Source organism: Cupriavidus gilardii, assembly GCF_017598945.1.
Classification (GTDB): Bacteria; Pseudomonadota; Gammaproteobacteria; order Burkholderiales; family Burkholderiaceae; genus Cupriavidus; species Cupriavidus gilardii_E.
Genome location: NZ_JAGFTW010000020.1, coordinates 36694 through 53201, shown reverse-complemented (window position 1 = coordinate 53201; position 16508 = coordinate 36694). Strand labels below are relative to the sequence as shown.

Sequence of the window (16508 nt, the reverse complement as noted above, 5' to 3'; positions counted from 1 at the left end):
GATAAAGATAGCGATAAAGAAAGGGGCCCCGCGGGGCCCCTTTGTCATGCGTCCGTAGTCAAGCCACCGTGCGATCGTTCAACCGCGCCGTGGTGGCGCCTTGCCTTCCTCCGCGCTGCGTCGCTGACGCTTGAGCAGCGGCTCCAGCTGCGGCCACACGTTGTCGAGCAGCGTGGGCTGGGCCTGCGCGGTCGGATGGATGCGATCGTCCTGGAACCATTCCGGCCGCGTGACCACCTTGTCGAGCAGGAACGGCACCAGCGGCAGCTGATATTCCTTGGCCAGCTTCGGATACAGCGCGAAGAAGCGCTCGGTGTAGTCGGGCCCGTAGTTGGGCGGGATGCGCATGCCGATCAGCAGCACGCTGGCCTTGGCAGCCTTCGCACTGGTGACGATCTGACGCAGATTGGCCTCGGTACTCTGCAGCGGCAGGCCGCGCAGCGCGTCGTTGGCGCCGAGCTCGACCACCACGATCGCCGGCCGGTGGCGGGCCAGGAGGTCCGGCAGACGGGTCTTGCCGCCCACCGTGGTCTCGCCGCTGATGCTCGCATTGACGACGCTATAATCGAACCTCTCCGCGCGCAGGCGGTCTTCCAATAACTTGACCCATCCTGCGCCGCGCGCGATGCCGTATTCCGCCGACAGGCTGTCGCCAAGCACCAGGATGGTGGGCGAGCGTTGCGCCAGCGCTGGCACCGCCGCCAACGCCAGCAGCGTGCCCAGCATCAGGGCGCGCCAGCGCCCACCGATGTCCCGCCAAAAACCGTTCCGGAAACCCTTGCTCATGTCCTCATCCATTCTTGCTGTCGAATCCTTGGGAAAGACCGTGACGGACGCGACCGGTTCGCTGACGATTCTGCATGACGTGACGTTTTCCGTCACGCCCGGCGAAACGCTCGCCATCGTGGGCGCCTCGGGTTCGGGCAAATCGACGCTGCTGGGTCTGATGGCGGGTCTCGATCTGCCCAGCCGCGGCACCGTGTCGCTGCACGGCCACGACCTGTTCGCGCTCGACGAGGACCAGCGCGCGGCGCTGCGCGGCAGGCATGTCGGCTTCGTGTTCCAGTCGTTCCAGCTGGTCGGACATCTGACCGCGCTGGAGAACGTGATGCTGCCGCTGGAGCTTCGCGGCGAGACCGAGGACGTGCAGGAGCGGGCCAGGGCGATGCTGGAGCGGGTGGGCCTGGGGGCGCGCCTGTCGCACTATCCGCGCACGCTGTCGGGCGGCGAGCAGCAGCGCGTCGCGCTGGCGCGGGCCTTCGTCACGCGCCCCGATACCCTGTTTGCCGACGAGCCGACCGGCAGCCTCGATACCGCGACCGGTGAGGCCGTGATTGCGTTGATGTTCGAACTGAATCGCGACGCCGGCTCGACGCTGGTGCTGGTCACGCACGACCGTTCGGTGGCGGCGCGCTGCGGGCGGATCCTGACCATCGAGGCGGGGAAGGTCGCCAGCGACGAGTGGATGGGCGCCGAAGTCTGAGATCGCCGCCTGCGGAACGCCTCAGCCCCGCCGCGCCAGCGCGCTTCTGGCGCGCGCGATCAGCCCGCTGGTGGAGGGATCGTGCGGTGCTTGCGCGCCACCGTTGAGCTCCGCTTCGATCGGCCGTGCCAGCAGCTTGCCCAGTTCGACGCCCCATTGATCGAACGAGTTGATATTCCAGATCGCGCCCATCACGAAGGTGCGGTGCTCGTACAGAGCAATCAGCGCACCCAGCGCACGCGGCGTGATGCCTTCGATCAGCAGCATGTTGCTCGGCCGATTGCCCTCGAAACGCATATGGGCGATGCGCTCGGGCTCGACGATGCCGGCCGCGCGCAGTTCGTCCTCGGTCCGTCCACGCATCAGTGCCTCGGCCTGGGCGAAGCAGTTGGCCAGCAGCTTGGCATGATGGCCCGGCAGCGTGCGCGGCGCGGACAGCGGCGCGACGAAATCGACCGGCACGATCTGCGAACCCTGATGGATCAGCTGGAAATAGGCGTGCTGGCCATTGGTGCCGGCCGTCCCCCAGACCACGGGCGAGGTGTCGACGCGCACCGGCGCACCGTCGCGCTGCACCGACTTGCCGTTGCTCTCCATCTCCAGTTGCTGCAGGAAGGCCGGGAACAGTTCCAGCGAGGTCGAGTACGGCGCCATGCAGCTGGTCGGCATGCCGAAGACATTGCGGTACCACACCCCCAGCAGGCCGAGGATCACGGGCATGTTGCGGTCCAGCGGCGCGCTGCGGAAGTGCTCGTCCATCTCGCGGCCGCCGGCCAGCAATTCCGCGAAGGCTTCGTAACCGAGCGCCAGCGTGATCGACAGCCCCACCGACGACCACAGCGAGAAGCGACCGCCGATCCAGTCCCAGAACTCGAACATATTGGCCGGATCGATGCCGAACGCGCGCACGGCCTCGAGATTGGTCGACACCGCGACGAAGTGCCGCGCCAGTCCGGCCTCCGGCACGCCTCGCTCGACGAACCATTGGCGCGTGCTGTTTGCATTCGCCATCGTCTCGAGCGTGGTAAAGGTCTTCGAGCAGACGATCACCAGCGTGCGTTCGGGATCGAGCCGCGCCAGCGTCTCGGCCAGTTCGGTGCCATCGACGTTGGAAACGAAATGCACGCGCGGCCCCGAAGCGGCGCCGCCATCGCCGTGGCGATCTGCACCCTCTCCGGCGAGGTGAGCCAGCGCGCGGCACACCATGCGCGGCCCAAGGTCCGAGCCGCCGATCCCCAGGTTGACCACGTCGGTCATGGTCTTGCCGCTATGGCCCGTCCACTGGCCGCTGCGCACGCGCTCGGAGAAGGCGCGCATGCGGGCCAGCACATCGTGCACGGCGGGCATCACCGGCTTGCCGTCGACCTGGAAGGGCGCGTCCGGCGCGGCGCGCAGCGCCATATGCAATGCGGCGCGGTCCTCGGTCGCATTGATATGTTTGCCAGCGAACATGGCATCGCGGCGCGCGGGCACGCCGGCCTGTTCGGCCAGCTGGACCAGCAGGTCCATCGTCTCCGGCACGATGCGGTTTTTCGAGTAATCCAGGAACAGGCCGGCCGCTTCCAGCGAGAACCGGTCGACCCGCGCGCTCGCGTCGGGCGCGGCAAACCAGTCGCGCATCCGCTGGTCGCGGAGCGCTTGGTAGTGCTGCTGCAGACGTTGCCAGGCGGGAAGGTCAGTGGGCATTGCGAAATACGTTTGGAGAAAACGAGCGGAGAAGACGCAGAATGCGCCGAGTATAGCGCGCACGTTCGGCGAAAACTGTCAGACAACGCCGCGATCAGCGCGTTCCGCCGAGGCTCCGGGCCACCAGCCGCAATGCCGATTCGCCGCCCGCGACCAGCACGCCGCCGGCGCAGATCACCGCGATGCCCAGCGCCGTGGTCCAGTCGGGCAACTGGCCGAAAGCGAGGAAGCCGACCGTGGTGGCGGAGATGATCTGCAGATAGAGGAAGGGGCTCAGGAACGATGCGTCCGCATACTGGAAGGCGCGGATCACGAAGTAGTGGCCGAGCGAGCCGGTGATGCCGGCCGACAGCAGCAGCGCGCATTGCAGCGGGGTCGGCATCGCGGTGAACCAGAAGAACGGCACCAGCAGCGTGGTCAGCGCGGCGCCGGTGATGCCGCTCCAGATCAGCGTGGTCATCGGCGCATCGTGCGCCGCCATGCGCCGCGTCAGCATTTGCAGCAGCGCGAACAGCAGCGCCGAGGTCAGGCCCAGCGCCACGCCGCCCGGCGTCAGCTCGCCGCCGGGGCGCACCACCACCAGCATGCCGGCAAAGCCGATCAGCACGCCGCTCCAGCGCATCAGGCGCGCGTGGCGGCCGGGGCGTTCGCCGAGCAGCCATGGCGACAGCGCGACCACGAACAGCGGCGCGCAGAAATTGAGCGCGGTGGCCGTCGCCAATGGCATCAGCTTCAGCACCGAGAAGAACACCAGCGTCGACGCCAGCATCAGGCCGCCACGCAGCCATTGCAGCCGCGGCTGGTCGGTGCGGACCTGCGCGCGGAAGCGCGTGGGACCGAGCAGAAGGAAGATGGCCACCACATGGCCGACATAGCGGACCCACGCCACCGCGACGATCGGCAGGCCTTGCTGGGTCAGCGTCTTGCCGGTGGCATCGAGCAGCGTCAGGATCCATTGGCCCAGCACCAGCAGCGCGATGCCGGTCCACAGTTGCCGGCGGCTCGGCGCCGCGCCCGGTACGGAGATCGCGCCGCTCATCGCCCCGCGCTCAGCAGGTTGAGCTCGTGCCGTGCGGCCCGCGGCAGTTCGCCGGCGGTCAATCCGGCCGGGCCTTCGCCGCTGGCCACCAGCCGATCGGCGGCCCGGCCATGCAGCCAGACCGCGGCCAGCGCCGCGGGCTCCGCAGCCATGCCCTGCGCCAGCAGCGCGCCGATCATGCCGGCCAGTACGTCCCCGGTGCCGGCGGTAGCCAGGCCCGCATTGCCGGTCGGATTGAGCGTGATCGCGGGCTCGCCGGGGGCGGCGATCACGGTGCCCGAGCCCTTGAGCACGACCACCGCCTGCCATTGCGCCGCCAGCGCGCGCACGGCGGCCAGGCGATCGCGCTGGATCTCCGCCACGGTGGCGCCCATCAGCCGCGCCGCTTCGAGGGGATGCGGCGTCAGCACGCGTGGCGCGGTGCCGGCCCTGGCGATCGCCGCCAAGGCCGCATCGGCAGCCAGCAGGTTCAGCGCATCGGCATCCAGCACCGTGGGGGCACCGGCCCGCAGCGCTGTCTCGAGCCATCCGCGGGCATCGTCGCCGGTGCCCATGCCGGGGCCGACTATCAACGCCGACATCGCGGCCAGTTCGAGCCGGTCGACCGGATGCAGCATCAGTTCGGGATGCACGGGATCGAACGGCGGTGCGGGATCGGTCAGAAAGCCGATATGCACGCGCCCGGCGCCAAGATGCAGCGCGGCGCGCGCACCGAGCAGCGGCGCGCCAACCATGCCGATACTGCCCCCGATCACCGCCAGCGTGCCGAAGCTGCCTTTATGGCTGGCATGCCGCCGGCCAGGCAGTGCCGCGGCGAAGCGGGCCGGCGTATTGGCGAAGGCCGCAGCGGTGTCTTGCGGCGGATAGTCGAGGCCGAGCGGCGCGATATCCAGCTCCCCTGCGCAGTCGCGCCCGTCGCGCGTCAGCAGCCCCGGCTTGGCCGCGATAAACGTCAGCGTCCGCGTCGCGCGCACCGCCGGCACACCGGTGCCGGTATCGGCCGACAGGCCGCTCGGTATATCGAGCGCGAACACCGGCACGCCCTGGTCGGCGAGCGCACGCACGCGATCGATCCATTCGGCCATCGCACCGCTGGCGGGACGGTTCAGGCCGATACCCAGCAGGCCGTCCACCACTGCGGCAAAGCGCGGTGCCGTCGTGGGCCAGGGCGGTGCGGTCTGCGGCGACGCGGGGTCGGGCGCCAGCACCTGCAGCGGCACGCCGGCGTCGCTCGCCTGCTGCCACGCGTGTGCGGCGTCGGCGGGCAAGCGCGAAGGGTCGGCCAGCAACCATGCCTGCACGTCGCGGCCGGCCTGATGCAGGCACGTCGCGGCGACCAGCGCATCGCCGCCGTTGTTGCCGGGGCCGGCCAGCAACAGCAGCGGTCCGGCTGGCGCATGGGCCGTCAGCCAGGCGGCAGCGGCGGCACCGGCGCGCGCCATCAGCGTGAACGGCGACAGGCTGAGGTAAGCCGCTTGTTCGAGCCGGCGGATCGCGGCGCTGTCGAACAACGGGATCGACGTGGCGCTGGCCGGATCGAAGCGCAGCCAGTCCGCGGCAACCGATGTGTCCGCGGGCGTCCCGGGAGCGGCGGGCGAGGAGAAGGGCGTCATCGGCGCATTATCGCAGCGCCGCCGGCCAGTGGCTCATTGCCGCGGACCGAGGCCGTAGCGGTCCGGCGTCAGGCCTTCCAGATCGATATCGGGCTGGGCGCCGGCGACCTGCGCGGCCAGCAGCTTGGCGGAACCGCAGGCCATCGCCCAGCCGGATGAGCCATGCCCGAGATTGAGGAACAGCCCCGGCACGGCGGTGGCGCCGATCAGCGGCGGTCCATCGGGCAGCATCGGCCGGGCACCGGTCCACAGCGACGCTTCGCCGTAGTTCGCCGCGCCCGGAAACCAGTCGCGTCCGACCTTCAGCAGCGTGCGCACCGCGGCCTGGCGCAGGTCCAGCTTGCGCGAGCCGAGCTCGGCGGTGCCGGCCAGGCGAATGCGATTGCCCATGCGGGTGATCGCGACCTTGTACGACTCGTCCATCAGCGCGGCCAGCGGCGCCTGCAGGGCATCGCGCACCGGGACCGTCGCCGAATAGCCCTTGACCGGATAGAGCGGCACGCGCAGCCCCAGCGGGCGCAGCAGCGCGGCGCTGGCAACGCCGGCCGCGACGACCACGCGCTGCGCATGCAGGTTCGAGTCCCCTCCCTTGCACCGCATGAAGACGGACAGCAAGCCATCGCGCGGGGCGTGGATGCCATGAACCGTGGTGTCCATCAGAAACCGCACGCCGGCCGCCTCCGCAAACTGGCGCAGCCGGCGCGTGAACATCGGGCAATTGCCCGATTCGTCCTCGGGCAGATGCAGTCCGCCGGCCAGCGCCGTGTCGGGGGCGAGGCCAGGCTCGAGGCGGCGGCATTCGGCGGCATCGATCAGCCGATGCGGTACCGCGTTCTCGCGCAGCAGCGCCAGGGCGGGCTGCGCCATGTCGAGATCGCGTTCGCCGCGGAACAGCTGCAGATAACCTTGCGACTGCTCGTAGTCGATCTGCAGCTGGTCGCGCAGCTGATGCAGACAGGTGCGGCTGTAGAAGGCCAGCCGCTGCATCCGCAGCTTGTTGACGCGGTAGCGTTCGAGCCGGCATTCGCCGAGCCAGCGTGCGATCCAGCGCCACATCGCGGGATCGGCGCTGGGTCGGAACACCACCGGCGAGGTGCTGGCGAACAGCGTGCGCAGCACCTTGGCGGGCATGCCCGGCGCGGCCCACGGCGTGACATAACCGGGTGCGATCACGCCGGCATTGCCGAAGCTGGTTTCCTGCGCGGGCGAGGCGCGCCGGTCGAGCACGGTGACCTTGAAGCCGGCCTCACGCAGATACCAGGCCGAGCAGACGCCGATCACGCCGGCACCGATCACGATGGCGTGCATGGGATCTACATCTTCATCTGCGCGGGCAGATAGGTGACCAGACCCGGGAAGGTCCAGATCAGCAGCACCGCCACGACCATCAGCACGAAGAAGGGGAAGGCGGCCCAGGCGATATAGCTGATATTGCGCCGGGTCATTCCCTGCAGCACGAACAGGTTGAAGCCGACCGGCGGCGTGATCTGCGCCATCTCGACCACCAGCACGACGAAGATGCCGAACCACAGCAGGTCGATGCCGACGGCCTGAATGGTCGGCAGCAGCACCGACATCGTCAGCACGACCATCGAGATGCCGTCGAGGAAGCAGCCCAGGATGATGAAGAACACCATCAGCGCGACGATCAGCAGGAACGGCGTCAGGTTCAGGCCGACGATCCATTCGGCAAGATGGCGCGGCAGACCGATGAAGCCCATTGCCAGCGTCAGGAACGACGAGCCCGCCAGGATCAACGCGATCATGCAGTACATCCGCGTGGCGGCCATCAGCGAATCGCGGAAGGTCGGCCAGGTCAGCGTGCGCTGGGCCAGCGCCAGCAGCAGCGCGCCGACTACGCCGAGGGCCGCGGCCTCGGTCGCGGTCGCGATGCCGGCGTAGATGGACCCGAGCACCGCGCCAATCAGCAACACCACCGGAATCAGATGGCGCGATTCCGCCAGCTTGGCATGCAGATCGAGGCGATGCTCCGGCACCGGGATCGCATCGCGATGGCGCCAGCCCCAGACCGCGACATAGCCCATGAACAGCAGCGCCAGCATCAGGCCCGGCAGCACGCCGCCGATGAACAGCTTGCCGATCGACACGTCGGCGGTGACGCCATAGACGATCATGATGATCGACGGCGGAATCAGCAGGCCGAGCGTGCCGGCGCCGGCGAGCGAGCCGATCGCCATCGATTCAGGGTAGCCGCGCTTGGCCAGTTCCGGCAGGGAGATCTTGCCGATCGTCGCGCAGGTCGCGGCGCTCGAGCCCGACACCGCGGCGAAGATCGTGCAGCCGATCACGTTGACGTGCAGCAGCCGGCCGGGCAGCCGCTGCAGCCACGGCGACAGCCCGCGGAACATGCCTTCAGACAGCCGCGTCTTGAGCAGGATCTCCCCCATCCAGATGAACAGCGGCAGGGCCGTCAGCGTCCAGCTCGAGAGCGAGCCCCAGACCGTCAGCGCCATCGATTCGCCGCCGACCTTGTTGGTGAACAGTTCCATCGCAAACCAGGCGACGCCGAGAATCGCGATGCCGATCCAGACGCCGGCGCCGAGCACGGCGAAGATGGCGACGATCAGGAAGAAGGTGACCCAGAGATCCATGTTGTTGCGTTCCTGTGGGGAGGCCGTGCTGTCGGTACGTGTCGGTACGTGTCGGTACGTCCGCGTTATTCGGTGCGCGCCATTTCGCCGCTGTCCTCGCGCGGCAGACGGCGCGTGCGCAGCACGTAGACGAACTCCTCGGCAAACGCGACGAACAGGCCGAACAGGCCCACCGCCATCGACAGCTGCGGAATCCACAGCGGCGTGGCGTCGGTGTTCTGCGAGATGTCGTGATAGATGAACGAGTCGTACGCGAGCTTGCCCGCGTAGTAGGTGAAGTACGCCGTCAGCAGCGTGGCGACCGCCAGGCAGAAAATCTCCGCCCACACGCGCGGCTTGCCGTGCAGGCGCTGCAGGATCAGCGTGACGCGGATATGGTCGCCCTGGCGCAGCGTCGCGGCCAGCGCGAGAAACGAGCCCGCGGCCATGAAATAGCCGGCATAGGCGTCGCCGCCGTCGATCTGGAAATGGGCGAAGCGCCCGACGATGATGGCCAGTTCGACCAGCAGCGTCAGGCAGATGAAGACGGCCGCCAGCGCGCCAAGCGCCTGGTAGAACCACTGAAAGCGGGAAGTCATGATGCGTCCGGAAGGCTAGGGGGGGAGGAGCGGGGGGCCGTCTTCGGTGGTTCGCTGTCGTCCCCGCGACAGCGGGGACGACTGGGATCACGGGGCGGTCGGCACCACCTTGTTCGCCTTACTTGCGATACGCCGCGATGATTTCCTTGCCCTCGGGCCCGGCCTTCTTTTCCCACTCGGCCAGCAGTTCGTCGCCGATCTTCTTCATGTCGGCCTGCAGCTGCGGCGTGGGCTTGACGATGGTCATCTTGTTCTTGGCCAGCGTGTCGAGCGATTGCTGCGTGTATTCGCGCATCCGCTGCCAGCCGCGCGTCTCGGCCGCCTGGGCGGCTTTGAGCAGCGCCTCCTGCGACGGCTTGTCGAGCTTGTCGAATTCGCGCTTGTTGACGATCACCATGTTCTTCGGCAGCCAGGCGTCGACCGTATGGAAGTGCGACAGGCTCTCCCACACCTTGCTGTCGACGCCGGTGGCGCCCGACGACATGAAGCTGTCGACCACGCCGGTGGCCAGCGCCTGCGACAGCTCCGCGGCCTGAATCGTCATCGGTTGCGCGCCGACCGCCTGCGCGATGCGCGTGGTGGCCGGATTGTAGGCGCGCCACTTCAGGCCCTTCATGTCGGCGCCCGAGCGGATTTCCTTCTTGGCGTAGATGCCCTGCGGCGGCCACGCGACCGCGTACAGCAGCTTGATGCCCTGGCGGTCCAGCAGGCGGTCGATCACGGGCCGCTGCGCCTGCCACAGCTTGTACGAGGCATCGAAGCCGGTGGCAAGGAAAGGTACGGCATCGACGCCGAACAGCGCGTTCTCGTTCTCCAGCAGCGACATCAGCACCTCGCCCGCCTGGGCCTGGTTGCTCTGCACCGCGCGCTTGATCTCGTTGGCCTTGAACAGCGAACCGTTCGGATGCAGCGTGATGGCCAGCTTGCCCTGTGTGGCCGCGCTGACCTCCTTGGCGAACTGGTCCAGGTTCACCGTGTGCGGGTTGTTGGCCGGATAGCCGGTCGGCAGATCCCACTTGACCTGGGCCTGCGCCAGCGGCGCCATCGCGAAGGCGCAGGCGAGCAGCCCGCACGCAGACATCGACTTCAGCAATCCCTTGCGCTGCATCATTTCTCTCCTGGTTGTGTCGTTACCGCGTCGTTGTGTGTGCGCGTGCGTGGATCTTGCGCCGCCAGCGGGGGCTCGTCCACTGGGTCGTCCACTAGGTTGTCCACTACGTTGTCGCGCGTCGTTGCGCCGTCGTCCGAGGTGGGCTCAGGCCTGTGGCTGCGTGGGTGCCAGCACGGCTTCCAATGCAAGCGCCGTGCCCAGCAGCGGCGCGTCGCGCATCGGGCCGTGCGCCAGCATCAGACTGGCCGGCAGTTCGTCGGGTTGATGGCACGGCAGCGAGATCGCGCAGCCGTCGAGGAAATTGATGGTCGAGGGATTGCGCAGCAGCAGCGCGTTGGTGCGCGTAAACAGCGCATCGTCGGCGACCAGCGGCGCGATCGGCGGCGCCACCACCGGCACCGTGGGACAGGCCAGCGCGTCGTAGCCGGCCAGGCGCGCCATCACGCGCCCGCTCCATGCGGCGCGGGCGCGCACCAGATCGACATAGTCGGCGGCGCCGATCGCGGCGCCGCGATCGATGCGCGCCGCCACGCGCGGGTCGTACAGCGCTCGCCGCGAGGTCAGCGTGGCGCGGTGGATGGCATAGGCCTCGGCTGCGGTCAGCCCGCCCTGCGCGTTCAGCGTCGACAGCTCGAGCAGCTCGGGCAGGTCGACATGTTCGATCTGCACGCCGGCGGCCGACAGCCGGCCAAGCGCGCGATCGAAGGCGCGCGACACCGTCTGGTCCAGGTCGTCGAGCAGCAGCTGGCGCGGCACGGCAAGGCGCAGCGCGCTCGCGGCCTTGCGCACGGGGACCAGCGCCTGATCGGCGATCACGCCGTCGACCAGCACGCAGTCGGCCACCGTGCGGGCCATCGCGCAGGCGGTATCGAGCGAGAACGACAGCGGAAAGGCGCCGGTCAGCGGCACGCGCCGCGCGGTCGGCTTGAAGCCGGTCAGGCCGCACAGCGCGGCCGGAATGCGGATCGAGCCGCCGGTATCGCTGCCCAGCGCCGCCACCGCGAGGCCAAGGGCGACGGACGCCGCGGCGCCCGACGACGAGCCGCCGCAGATGCGCGCCACCGCGCTGTCGTGCGGATTGACCGGCGTGCCGTAGTGGGGATTGATGCCGACGCCCGAGAAGGCGAACTCCGTCATGTTGGTGCGGCCGACCAGTGCCGCGCCCACCGAGCGCAGCCGCGCCACGACGGGCGCGTCATCGAGCGCCGGCGCGGCATCGGCACGCACCGTCGAGGCGGCGCGGGTGATATCGCCGCCGATATCGAACAGATCCTTGATCGAGACCGGCAGCCCGGCCAGCGGATGCAGCGGCTTGCCGGCCAGCGCCGCGGCATCGGCGGCCTGCGCCGCGCTGGCGGCGGTGTCGAAGCTGGTCTGCAGGAACACCGCCTGCGCCGCGGGCTCCTTCGCCCGCGCCTGCGCCTGCTGCAACAGTGCCGTGCGGGAGAGCCGGCCTTCGTGGGCCAGGCGGTTCAGCGTGTCGATATCGGGAAGCAGCGCGGCAGGCATCGTCATCGGATTAGCGGTGGTGCGGTGGGCTCGGCGGAGCTCGGGCGGTGTTCGAGGTCGGGAACGGGGATGCGCATCGGGACCGTACTCGTTGCCGCTTGCCCCGCGACAGTGCGCGGACCGTGCCCGGACCGTGCGCGAGTGGTCCGATGCCCAGGATTCGTGCGCGAATTGCCACCGAAGCGGTCATTGCAGTGGCGCGCAATCCCCATCGTTACCGGGTACTCATGCTCATAATTTGTCGATAAACTGTCAAGCTGAAATTACAGTCGCGGCCCCCGGGAAATCACCTACACGGCGCCCGTTGATCGCTGCGCGACGCGCGATGCCGTTCGTTCTCCGCTGTTCTTCTGCAGGAGTGCTGTCCATGGCCCGAAAACCGAGCCGCCGCGACGAAGTTGCCTCTCCCGATCTTGCGTCCGCCAACGTCGCGGCTGTCGGCGTTGCTGCTGCCGACGTTGCTGCCGCCGACGTTGCTGCCGCCGATGCCGCCTCCCGCGCCGCGGGCGCCGGCATCGTGTCCTCCGCGCATCTGGTGTCCTCGCGCAGTCCCGAGCTGTCCGAATTCGAGTTCGGCCTGAACACCGCCTACAACGCCTATAGCCGCTGGGTGGTGCGTTGCATGGGCGCGGCCGGCGTACGCGATCTGACCTTCCTCGACGTGCTGGTGCTCCATCACGTCAATCACCGCGGCCGAGCCAAGCGGCTGGCCGACATCTGCTTCGTGCTGAACGTCGAAGACACCCATCTGGTCACCTACTCGCTGAAGAAGCTGCAGGGCATGGGCCTGGTGGCCGGCGTGCGCGTGGGCAAGGAGGCGACCTACAGCACCACCGCGGCCGGCACCGAGGCATGCGCCCGGTACCGTGAAATCCGCGAGCAATGCCTGACCAGCAATATGACCCCGGGCAGCGCCGAGAACGCCGAGATCGGCGAACTGGCACGGCTGTTGCGCGTGCTGACCGGGCTGTACGAACAGGCGGCGCGCTCGGCGACGTCGTTGTAGCACGAGCTTCGCCCCGGCGTTCGCGGGGCGGATCCGTTGGCTTCTTCCCTTCGCGCGATCGTTCAATCCATCGTCCAATCCATCGTTCAATCCATCGTCAAATCACGAGGTATTCCGTGTCGTTCTCCGAATCGCAAGCCGTCCCCTCCGATCCGCGCTGGCAGTTCTGGATCGATCGCGGCGGCACCTTCACCGATATCGTCGGCCTGCGCCCGGACGGCGCCGTGGTCACGCACAAGCTGCTGTCGGAGAACCCCGAGCAATACGCCGATGCGGCGGTCGCCGGCATCCGCCATCTGCTTGGCCTGGCCGCCGGCGAACCGATTACGCCTAGCCTGGTATCGGCGGTGAAGATGGGCACCACGGTAGCCACCAACGCGCTGCTCGAGCGCAAGGGCGAGCCCACCGCGCTGTTGATCACGCGCGGCTATCGCGACGCGCTGCGCATCGCGTATCAGAACCGCCCTCGGCTGTTCGATCTCAATATCGTGCTGCCCGAGCTGCTCTATCGCGACGTGGTGGAAGTCGACGAACGCATCGGCGCGCATGGCGAGGTGGTGCAGCCGCTCGACGAGACGGCGTTGCGCGAACGGATGACGCGCGTGCTGGCCGACGGCATCCGTGCGGTGGCGATCGTGTTGATGCACGGCTACCGCTATTCGGATCACGAGGCACGCGCGGCCCGCATCGCGCGGGAGCTCGGCTTCGCGCAGGTATCGGTGTCGCACGAGGTGTCGCCGCTGATGAAGCTGGTCCCACGTGGCGACACCACGGTGGTCGATGCCTATCTGTCGCCGATCCTGCGCCGATATGTCGAGCAGATCGAGCGCGAGATGCCGGGCGTGAACCTGCAGTTCATGCAGAGCAGCGGCGGCCTGACCGACGCGCATCGCTTCCAGGGCAAGGACGCGATCCTGTCCGGTCCGGCCGGCGGCATCGTCGGCATGGTGCGCGCCTCGCAGCGCGCCGGCTTCGATCGCATCATCGGCTTCGACATGGGCGGCACGTCGACCGACGTGTCGCATTTCAGCGGCAAGCATCCGAACGACTTCGAGCGCGTGTTCGAGACCAGCGTCGCCGGCGTGCGGATGCGCGCGCCGATGATGAGCATCCACACGGTGGCGGCGGGCGGCGGCTCGGTGCTGCATTTCGACGGCAGCCGCTATCGCGTCGGCCCGGACTCGGCCGGGGCCAAACCCGGACCCGCCAGCTATCGGCGCGGCGGCCCGCTGGCGGTGACCGACTGCAACGTGATGCTGGGCAAGATCCAGCCCGCCCATTTCCCGGCGGTGTTCGGCCCGCGCGCCGACGCGCCGCTCGACCGCGATGCCGTGGTCGCGCGCTTCGAAGCGCTGGCCGCGCAGATCGCCGAGCAGACCGGCGACCGCCGCACGCCCGAACAGGTGGCCGAGGGCTTCATCGAGATCGCGGTCGGCAACATGGCCAACGCGATCAAGCAGATTTCCGTGCAGCGCGGCCACGACGTGACCGGCTACACGCTGACCACCTTCGGCGGCGCCGGCGGCCAGCACGCGTGCCTGGTGGCCGATGCGCTCGGCATGCAGACCGTGTTCGTGCACCCGCTGGCCGGCGTGCTGTCGGCCTATGGCATGGGCCTGGCCGACCGTACGGCGATGCGCGAGCTGTCGATCGAAGCGAAGCTGGACGAGGGCGCCGTGCCGATGCTGGCGCAGCAGCTGGACGCGCTCGCCCGGCAGGCGCGCGACGAACTGCTGGAGCAGGGCGAGGATGCCGGCCGCATCGAGGTGCTGCGCCGCGTCCATCTGCGCTACGAGGGCACCGATTCGGCGCTGGTGGTGCCGTTCGGCGACGCCGCCGCGATGCGCGCCGGCTTCGAGGCCGCCTACCGGCAGCGCTATGCCTTCCTGATGCCCGACAAGGGGCTGATCGTCGAAGCGATCTCGGTGGAGGCGGTCGGCGTCGCGCAGGCGCCGCAGGAGCGTCCCCCGGCCCTGGCGCCGCGCGAAGGCCCGCCGCAGCCCGCCGAGACGGTGCGCATGTTCAGCGGCGGCGCGTGGCACGACACCGGCCTGTACCGGCGCGATACGCTGCGTCCCGGCGACCGCCTCGCCGGCCCGGCCATCATCGCCGAGCAGAACGCCACCACCGTGGTCGAGCCCGGCTGGCAGGCGCTGCTGACCGAACGCGACCATCTGGTGCTGACGCGCGCGGTGCCGCGCCCGCAGCGGCGTGCGCTCGGCACCGAGGCCGATCCGGTGATGCTGGAGGTCTTCAACAACCTGTTCATGTCGATCGCCGAGCAGATGGGCCTGCGGCTGCAGAACACCGCCTACTCGGTCAACATCAAGGAGCGGCTCGACTTCTCCTGCGCGATCTTCGACGCCCAGGGCAACCTGATCGCCAACGCGCCGCACATGCCGGTGCATCTGGGCTCGATGGGCGAGAGCATCAAGACCGTGATCGCGCGCAATGCCGGGCGGATGAAGGACGGCGACGTCTATGTGCTGAACGACCCGTACAACGGCGGCACCCATCTGCCGGACGTGACGGTGATCACGCCGGTGTTCGACGCCGATGGCCGCGAGGTGCTGTTCTACGTCGGCTCGCGCGGCCATCACGCCGATATCGGCGGCATCACGCCGGGCTCGATGCCGCCGGATTCGACGGTGGTCGAGGAGGAGGGCGTGCTGATCGACAACTTCCTGCTGGTCGACGGCGGCGTGCTCGACGATGCCGGCATGCGTGCGCTGCTGGCCGGCGCCCGCTACCCGGCGCGCAATGTCGACCAGAACATGGCCGATCTGCGTGCCCAGGTGGCCGCCAATGCCAAGGGCGTCGAGGAGCTGCGCAAGATGGTCGCGCACTTCGGCCTGCCGGTGGTGCGCGCCTATATGGGCCATGTGCAGGACAACGCCGAGGAGGCGGTGCGGCGCGTGATTACCGCGCTCAAGGACGGCAGCTATACCTACCCGCTCGACAATGGCGCGCAGATCCGCGTGCGGGTCACGGTCGATCGGGAGCGCAGGGAAGCGACTGTCGATTTCACCGGCACCTCGGACCAGCTGCCGAACAACTTCAATGCGCCACGCGCGGTGTGCATGGCGGCCGTGCTGTATGTGTTCCGCACGCTGGTCGATCAGGACATCCCGCTGAACGCGGGGTGCCTGAAGCCCTTGCATGTGGTGATTCCCGAAGGCTCGATGCTCAATCCGCGCTATCCGGCCTCGGTGGTGTCGGGCAATGTCGAAACGTCGTCGTGCATCACCAACGCGCTGTACGGCGCGCTCGGTGTGGTTGCCGCCAGCCAGGGCACGATGAACAATTTCACCTTCGGCAACGAGCGCTACCAGTACTACGAGACGATCTCGGGCGGCAGCGGCGCCGGCAACGGATTCGATGGCTGCGACGTCGTGCAGACACATATGACCAACTCCCGGCTGACCGATCCGGAGGTGCTCGAATGGCGCTTCCCGGTACGGCTGGAGAGCTACGAGATCCGCGATGGATCGGGTGGAGCGGGGCGCTGGCACGGCGGCAACGGCGGCGTGCGCAAGGTGCGTTTCCTGGAGCCGATGACAGCGTCGATCCTGTCGAACAACCGGGTGCACGCGCCGTTCGGCATGGCGGGCGGGGAGCCGGGCGCGACCGGCCGCAACCGCGTGATTCGGGCCGATGGCAGCGAGGAGACGCTGCCGCACGTGGCGCGTACGGAAATGGCCGCAGGGGACGTATTCGTGATCGAGACGCCCGGGGGTGGAGGATACGGGGCGGTGTAGCACGCGCGGCTTGCCCTCTCCCCAACCCTCTCCCGCAAGCGGGAGAGGGAGCACGGCCATCGCTGACTTCGGCGACGCGGCTATCGTATGCGTCGGTGTTCTCCCCTGTCCCG

The 16508-nt window shown here is 68.7% G+C and carries 12 protein-coding genes; 3 read left to right on the top strand and 9 right to left on the bottom strand.

Annotated features, from left to right (window positions below; translation table 11 throughout):
- Positions 1-78: 78 nt before the first annotated feature.
- Complete coding sequence (locus J5T34_RS08675; RefSeq protein ID WP_244258775.1) at positions 79-786, bottom strand: arylesterase; 708 nt, start codon at positions 784-786, stop codon at positions 79-81.
- Here J5T34_RS08675 and J5T34_RS08670 point away from each other — a divergent pair.
- Positions 785-1483: an ABC transporter ATP-binding protein gene (locus J5T34_RS08670; RefSeq protein WP_208579402.1), complete on the top strand. Its 699-nt coding sequence runs from the start codon at positions 785-787 to the stop codon at positions 1481-1483. The genes J5T34_RS08675 and J5T34_RS08670 overlap by 2 nt on opposite strands.
- A 21-nt stretch (positions 1484-1504) precedes the next feature.
- Here the strand turns inward: J5T34_RS08670 and pgi are convergent, their stop codons facing one another.
- From pgi to J5T34_RS08630, 8 genes are all read right to left on the bottom strand, one after another.
- Positions 1505-3169: a glucose-6-phosphate isomerase gene (gene pgi / locus J5T34_RS08665; RefSeq protein ID WP_208579401.1), complete on the bottom strand. Its 1665-nt coding sequence runs from the start codon at positions 3167-3169 to the stop codon at positions 1505-1507.
- Between the two features lie 94 nt (positions 3170-3263).
- A complete protein-coding gene (locus tag J5T34_RS08660) occupies positions 3264-4208 on the bottom strand; it encodes a DMT family transporter (RefSeq protein WP_208579400.1) in 945 nt (314 codons plus the stop codon).
- Entirely contained in the window at positions 4205-5821 is a 1617-nt protein-coding gene (locus J5T34_RS08655; RefSeq protein WP_208579399.1) for an NAD(P)H-hydrate dehydratase, read from the bottom strand. The genes J5T34_RS08660 and J5T34_RS08655 overlap by 4 nt, the downstream gene beginning before the upstream one ends.
- A 33-nt stretch (positions 5822-5854) precedes the next feature.
- Positions 5855-7129 (bottom strand): D-amino acid dehydrogenase, encoded by a 1275-nt coding sequence (locus J5T34_RS08650; protein WP_208579398.1) that lies wholly within the window; start codon positions 7127-7129, stop codon positions 5855-5857.
- A 5-nt stretch (positions 7130-7134) separates the two neighbouring features.
- A complete protein-coding gene (locus J5T34_RS08645) occupies positions 7135-8433 on the bottom strand; it encodes a TRAP transporter large permease (RefSeq protein ID WP_208579397.1) in 1299 nt (432 codons plus the stop codon).
- Between the two features lie 65 nt (positions 8434-8498).
- Positions 8499-9011 (bottom strand): TRAP transporter small permease, encoded by a 513-nt coding sequence (locus tag J5T34_RS08640; RefSeq protein ID WP_208579396.1) that lies wholly within the window; start codon positions 9009-9011, stop codon positions 8499-8501.
- A gap of 118 nt (positions 9012-9129) precedes the next feature.
- The gene (locus tag J5T34_RS08635; RefSeq protein WP_149318946.1) at positions 9130-10119 is read right to left on the bottom strand and encodes a TRAP transporter substrate-binding protein; all 990 of its coding nucleotides are present in this window, start codon (positions 10117-10119) and stop codon (positions 9130-9132) included.
- Positions 10120-10266: 147 nt separating this feature from the next.
- The gene (locus J5T34_RS08630; RefSeq protein WP_432207642.1) at positions 10267-11637 is read right to left on the bottom strand and encodes an amidase; all 1371 of its coding nucleotides are present in this window, start codon (positions 11635-11637) and stop codon (positions 10267-10269) included.
- Positions 11638-11998: 361 nt separating this feature from the next.
- On the opposite strand from J5T34_RS08630, the gene J5T34_RS08625 reads away from it, so the two are divergent.
- Complete coding sequence (locus J5T34_RS08625; protein ID WP_208579395.1) at positions 11999-12637, top strand: winged helix DNA-binding protein; 639 nt, start codon at positions 11999-12001, stop codon at positions 12635-12637.
- A 116-nt stretch (positions 12638-12753) separates the two neighbouring features.
- Positions 12754-16395, top strand: coding sequence for a hydantoinase B/oxoprolinase family protein (locus tag J5T34_RS08620; protein WP_208579394.1), 3642 nt, complete (start codon positions 12754-12756; stop codon positions 16393-16395).
- The last annotated feature ends 113 nt before the right edge of the window (positions 16396-16508 follow it).

Coding starts and splice junctions, on each gene's coding strand:
- J5T34_RS08670 (WP_208579402.1), top strand. CDS start 785: ATGTCCTCATCCATTCTTGCTGTCGAATCCTTGGGAAAGACCGTGACG.
- J5T34_RS08675 (WP_244258775.1), bottom strand. CDS start 786: ATGAGCAAGGGTTTCCGGAACGGTTTTTGGCGGGACATCGGTGGGCGC.
- pgi (WP_208579401.1), bottom strand. CDS start 3,169: ATGCCCACTGACCTTCCCGCCTGGCAACGTCTGCAGCAGCACTACCAA.
- J5T34_RS08660 (WP_208579400.1), bottom strand. CDS start 4,208: ATGAGCGGCGCGATCTCCGTACCGGGCGCGGCGCCGAGCCGCCGGCAA.
- J5T34_RS08655 (WP_208579399.1), bottom strand. CDS start 5,821: ATGACGCCCTTCTCCTCGCCCGCCGCTCCCGGGACGCCCGCGGACACA.
- J5T34_RS08650 (WP_208579398.1), bottom strand. CDS start 7,129: ATGCACGCCATCGTGATCGGTGCCGGCGTGATCGGCGTCTGCTCGGCC.
- J5T34_RS08645 (WP_208579397.1), bottom strand. CDS start 8,433: ATGGATCTCTGGGTCACCTTCTTCCTGATCGTCGCCATCTTCGCCGTG.
- J5T34_RS08640 (WP_208579396.1), bottom strand. CDS start 9,011: ATGACTTCCCGCTTTCAGTGGTTCTACCAGGCGCTTGGCGCGCTGGCG.
- J5T34_RS08635 (WP_149318946.1), bottom strand. CDS start 10,119: ATGCAGCGCAAGGGATTGCTGAAGTCGATGTCTGCGTGCGGGCTGCTC.
- J5T34_RS08630 (WP_432207642.1), bottom strand. CDS start 11,637: ATGACGATGCCTGCCGCGCTGCTTCCCGATATCGACACGCTGAACCGC.
- J5T34_RS08625 (WP_208579395.1), top strand. CDS start 11,999: ATGGCCCGAAAACCGAGCCGCCGCGACGAAGTTGCCTCTCCCGATCTT.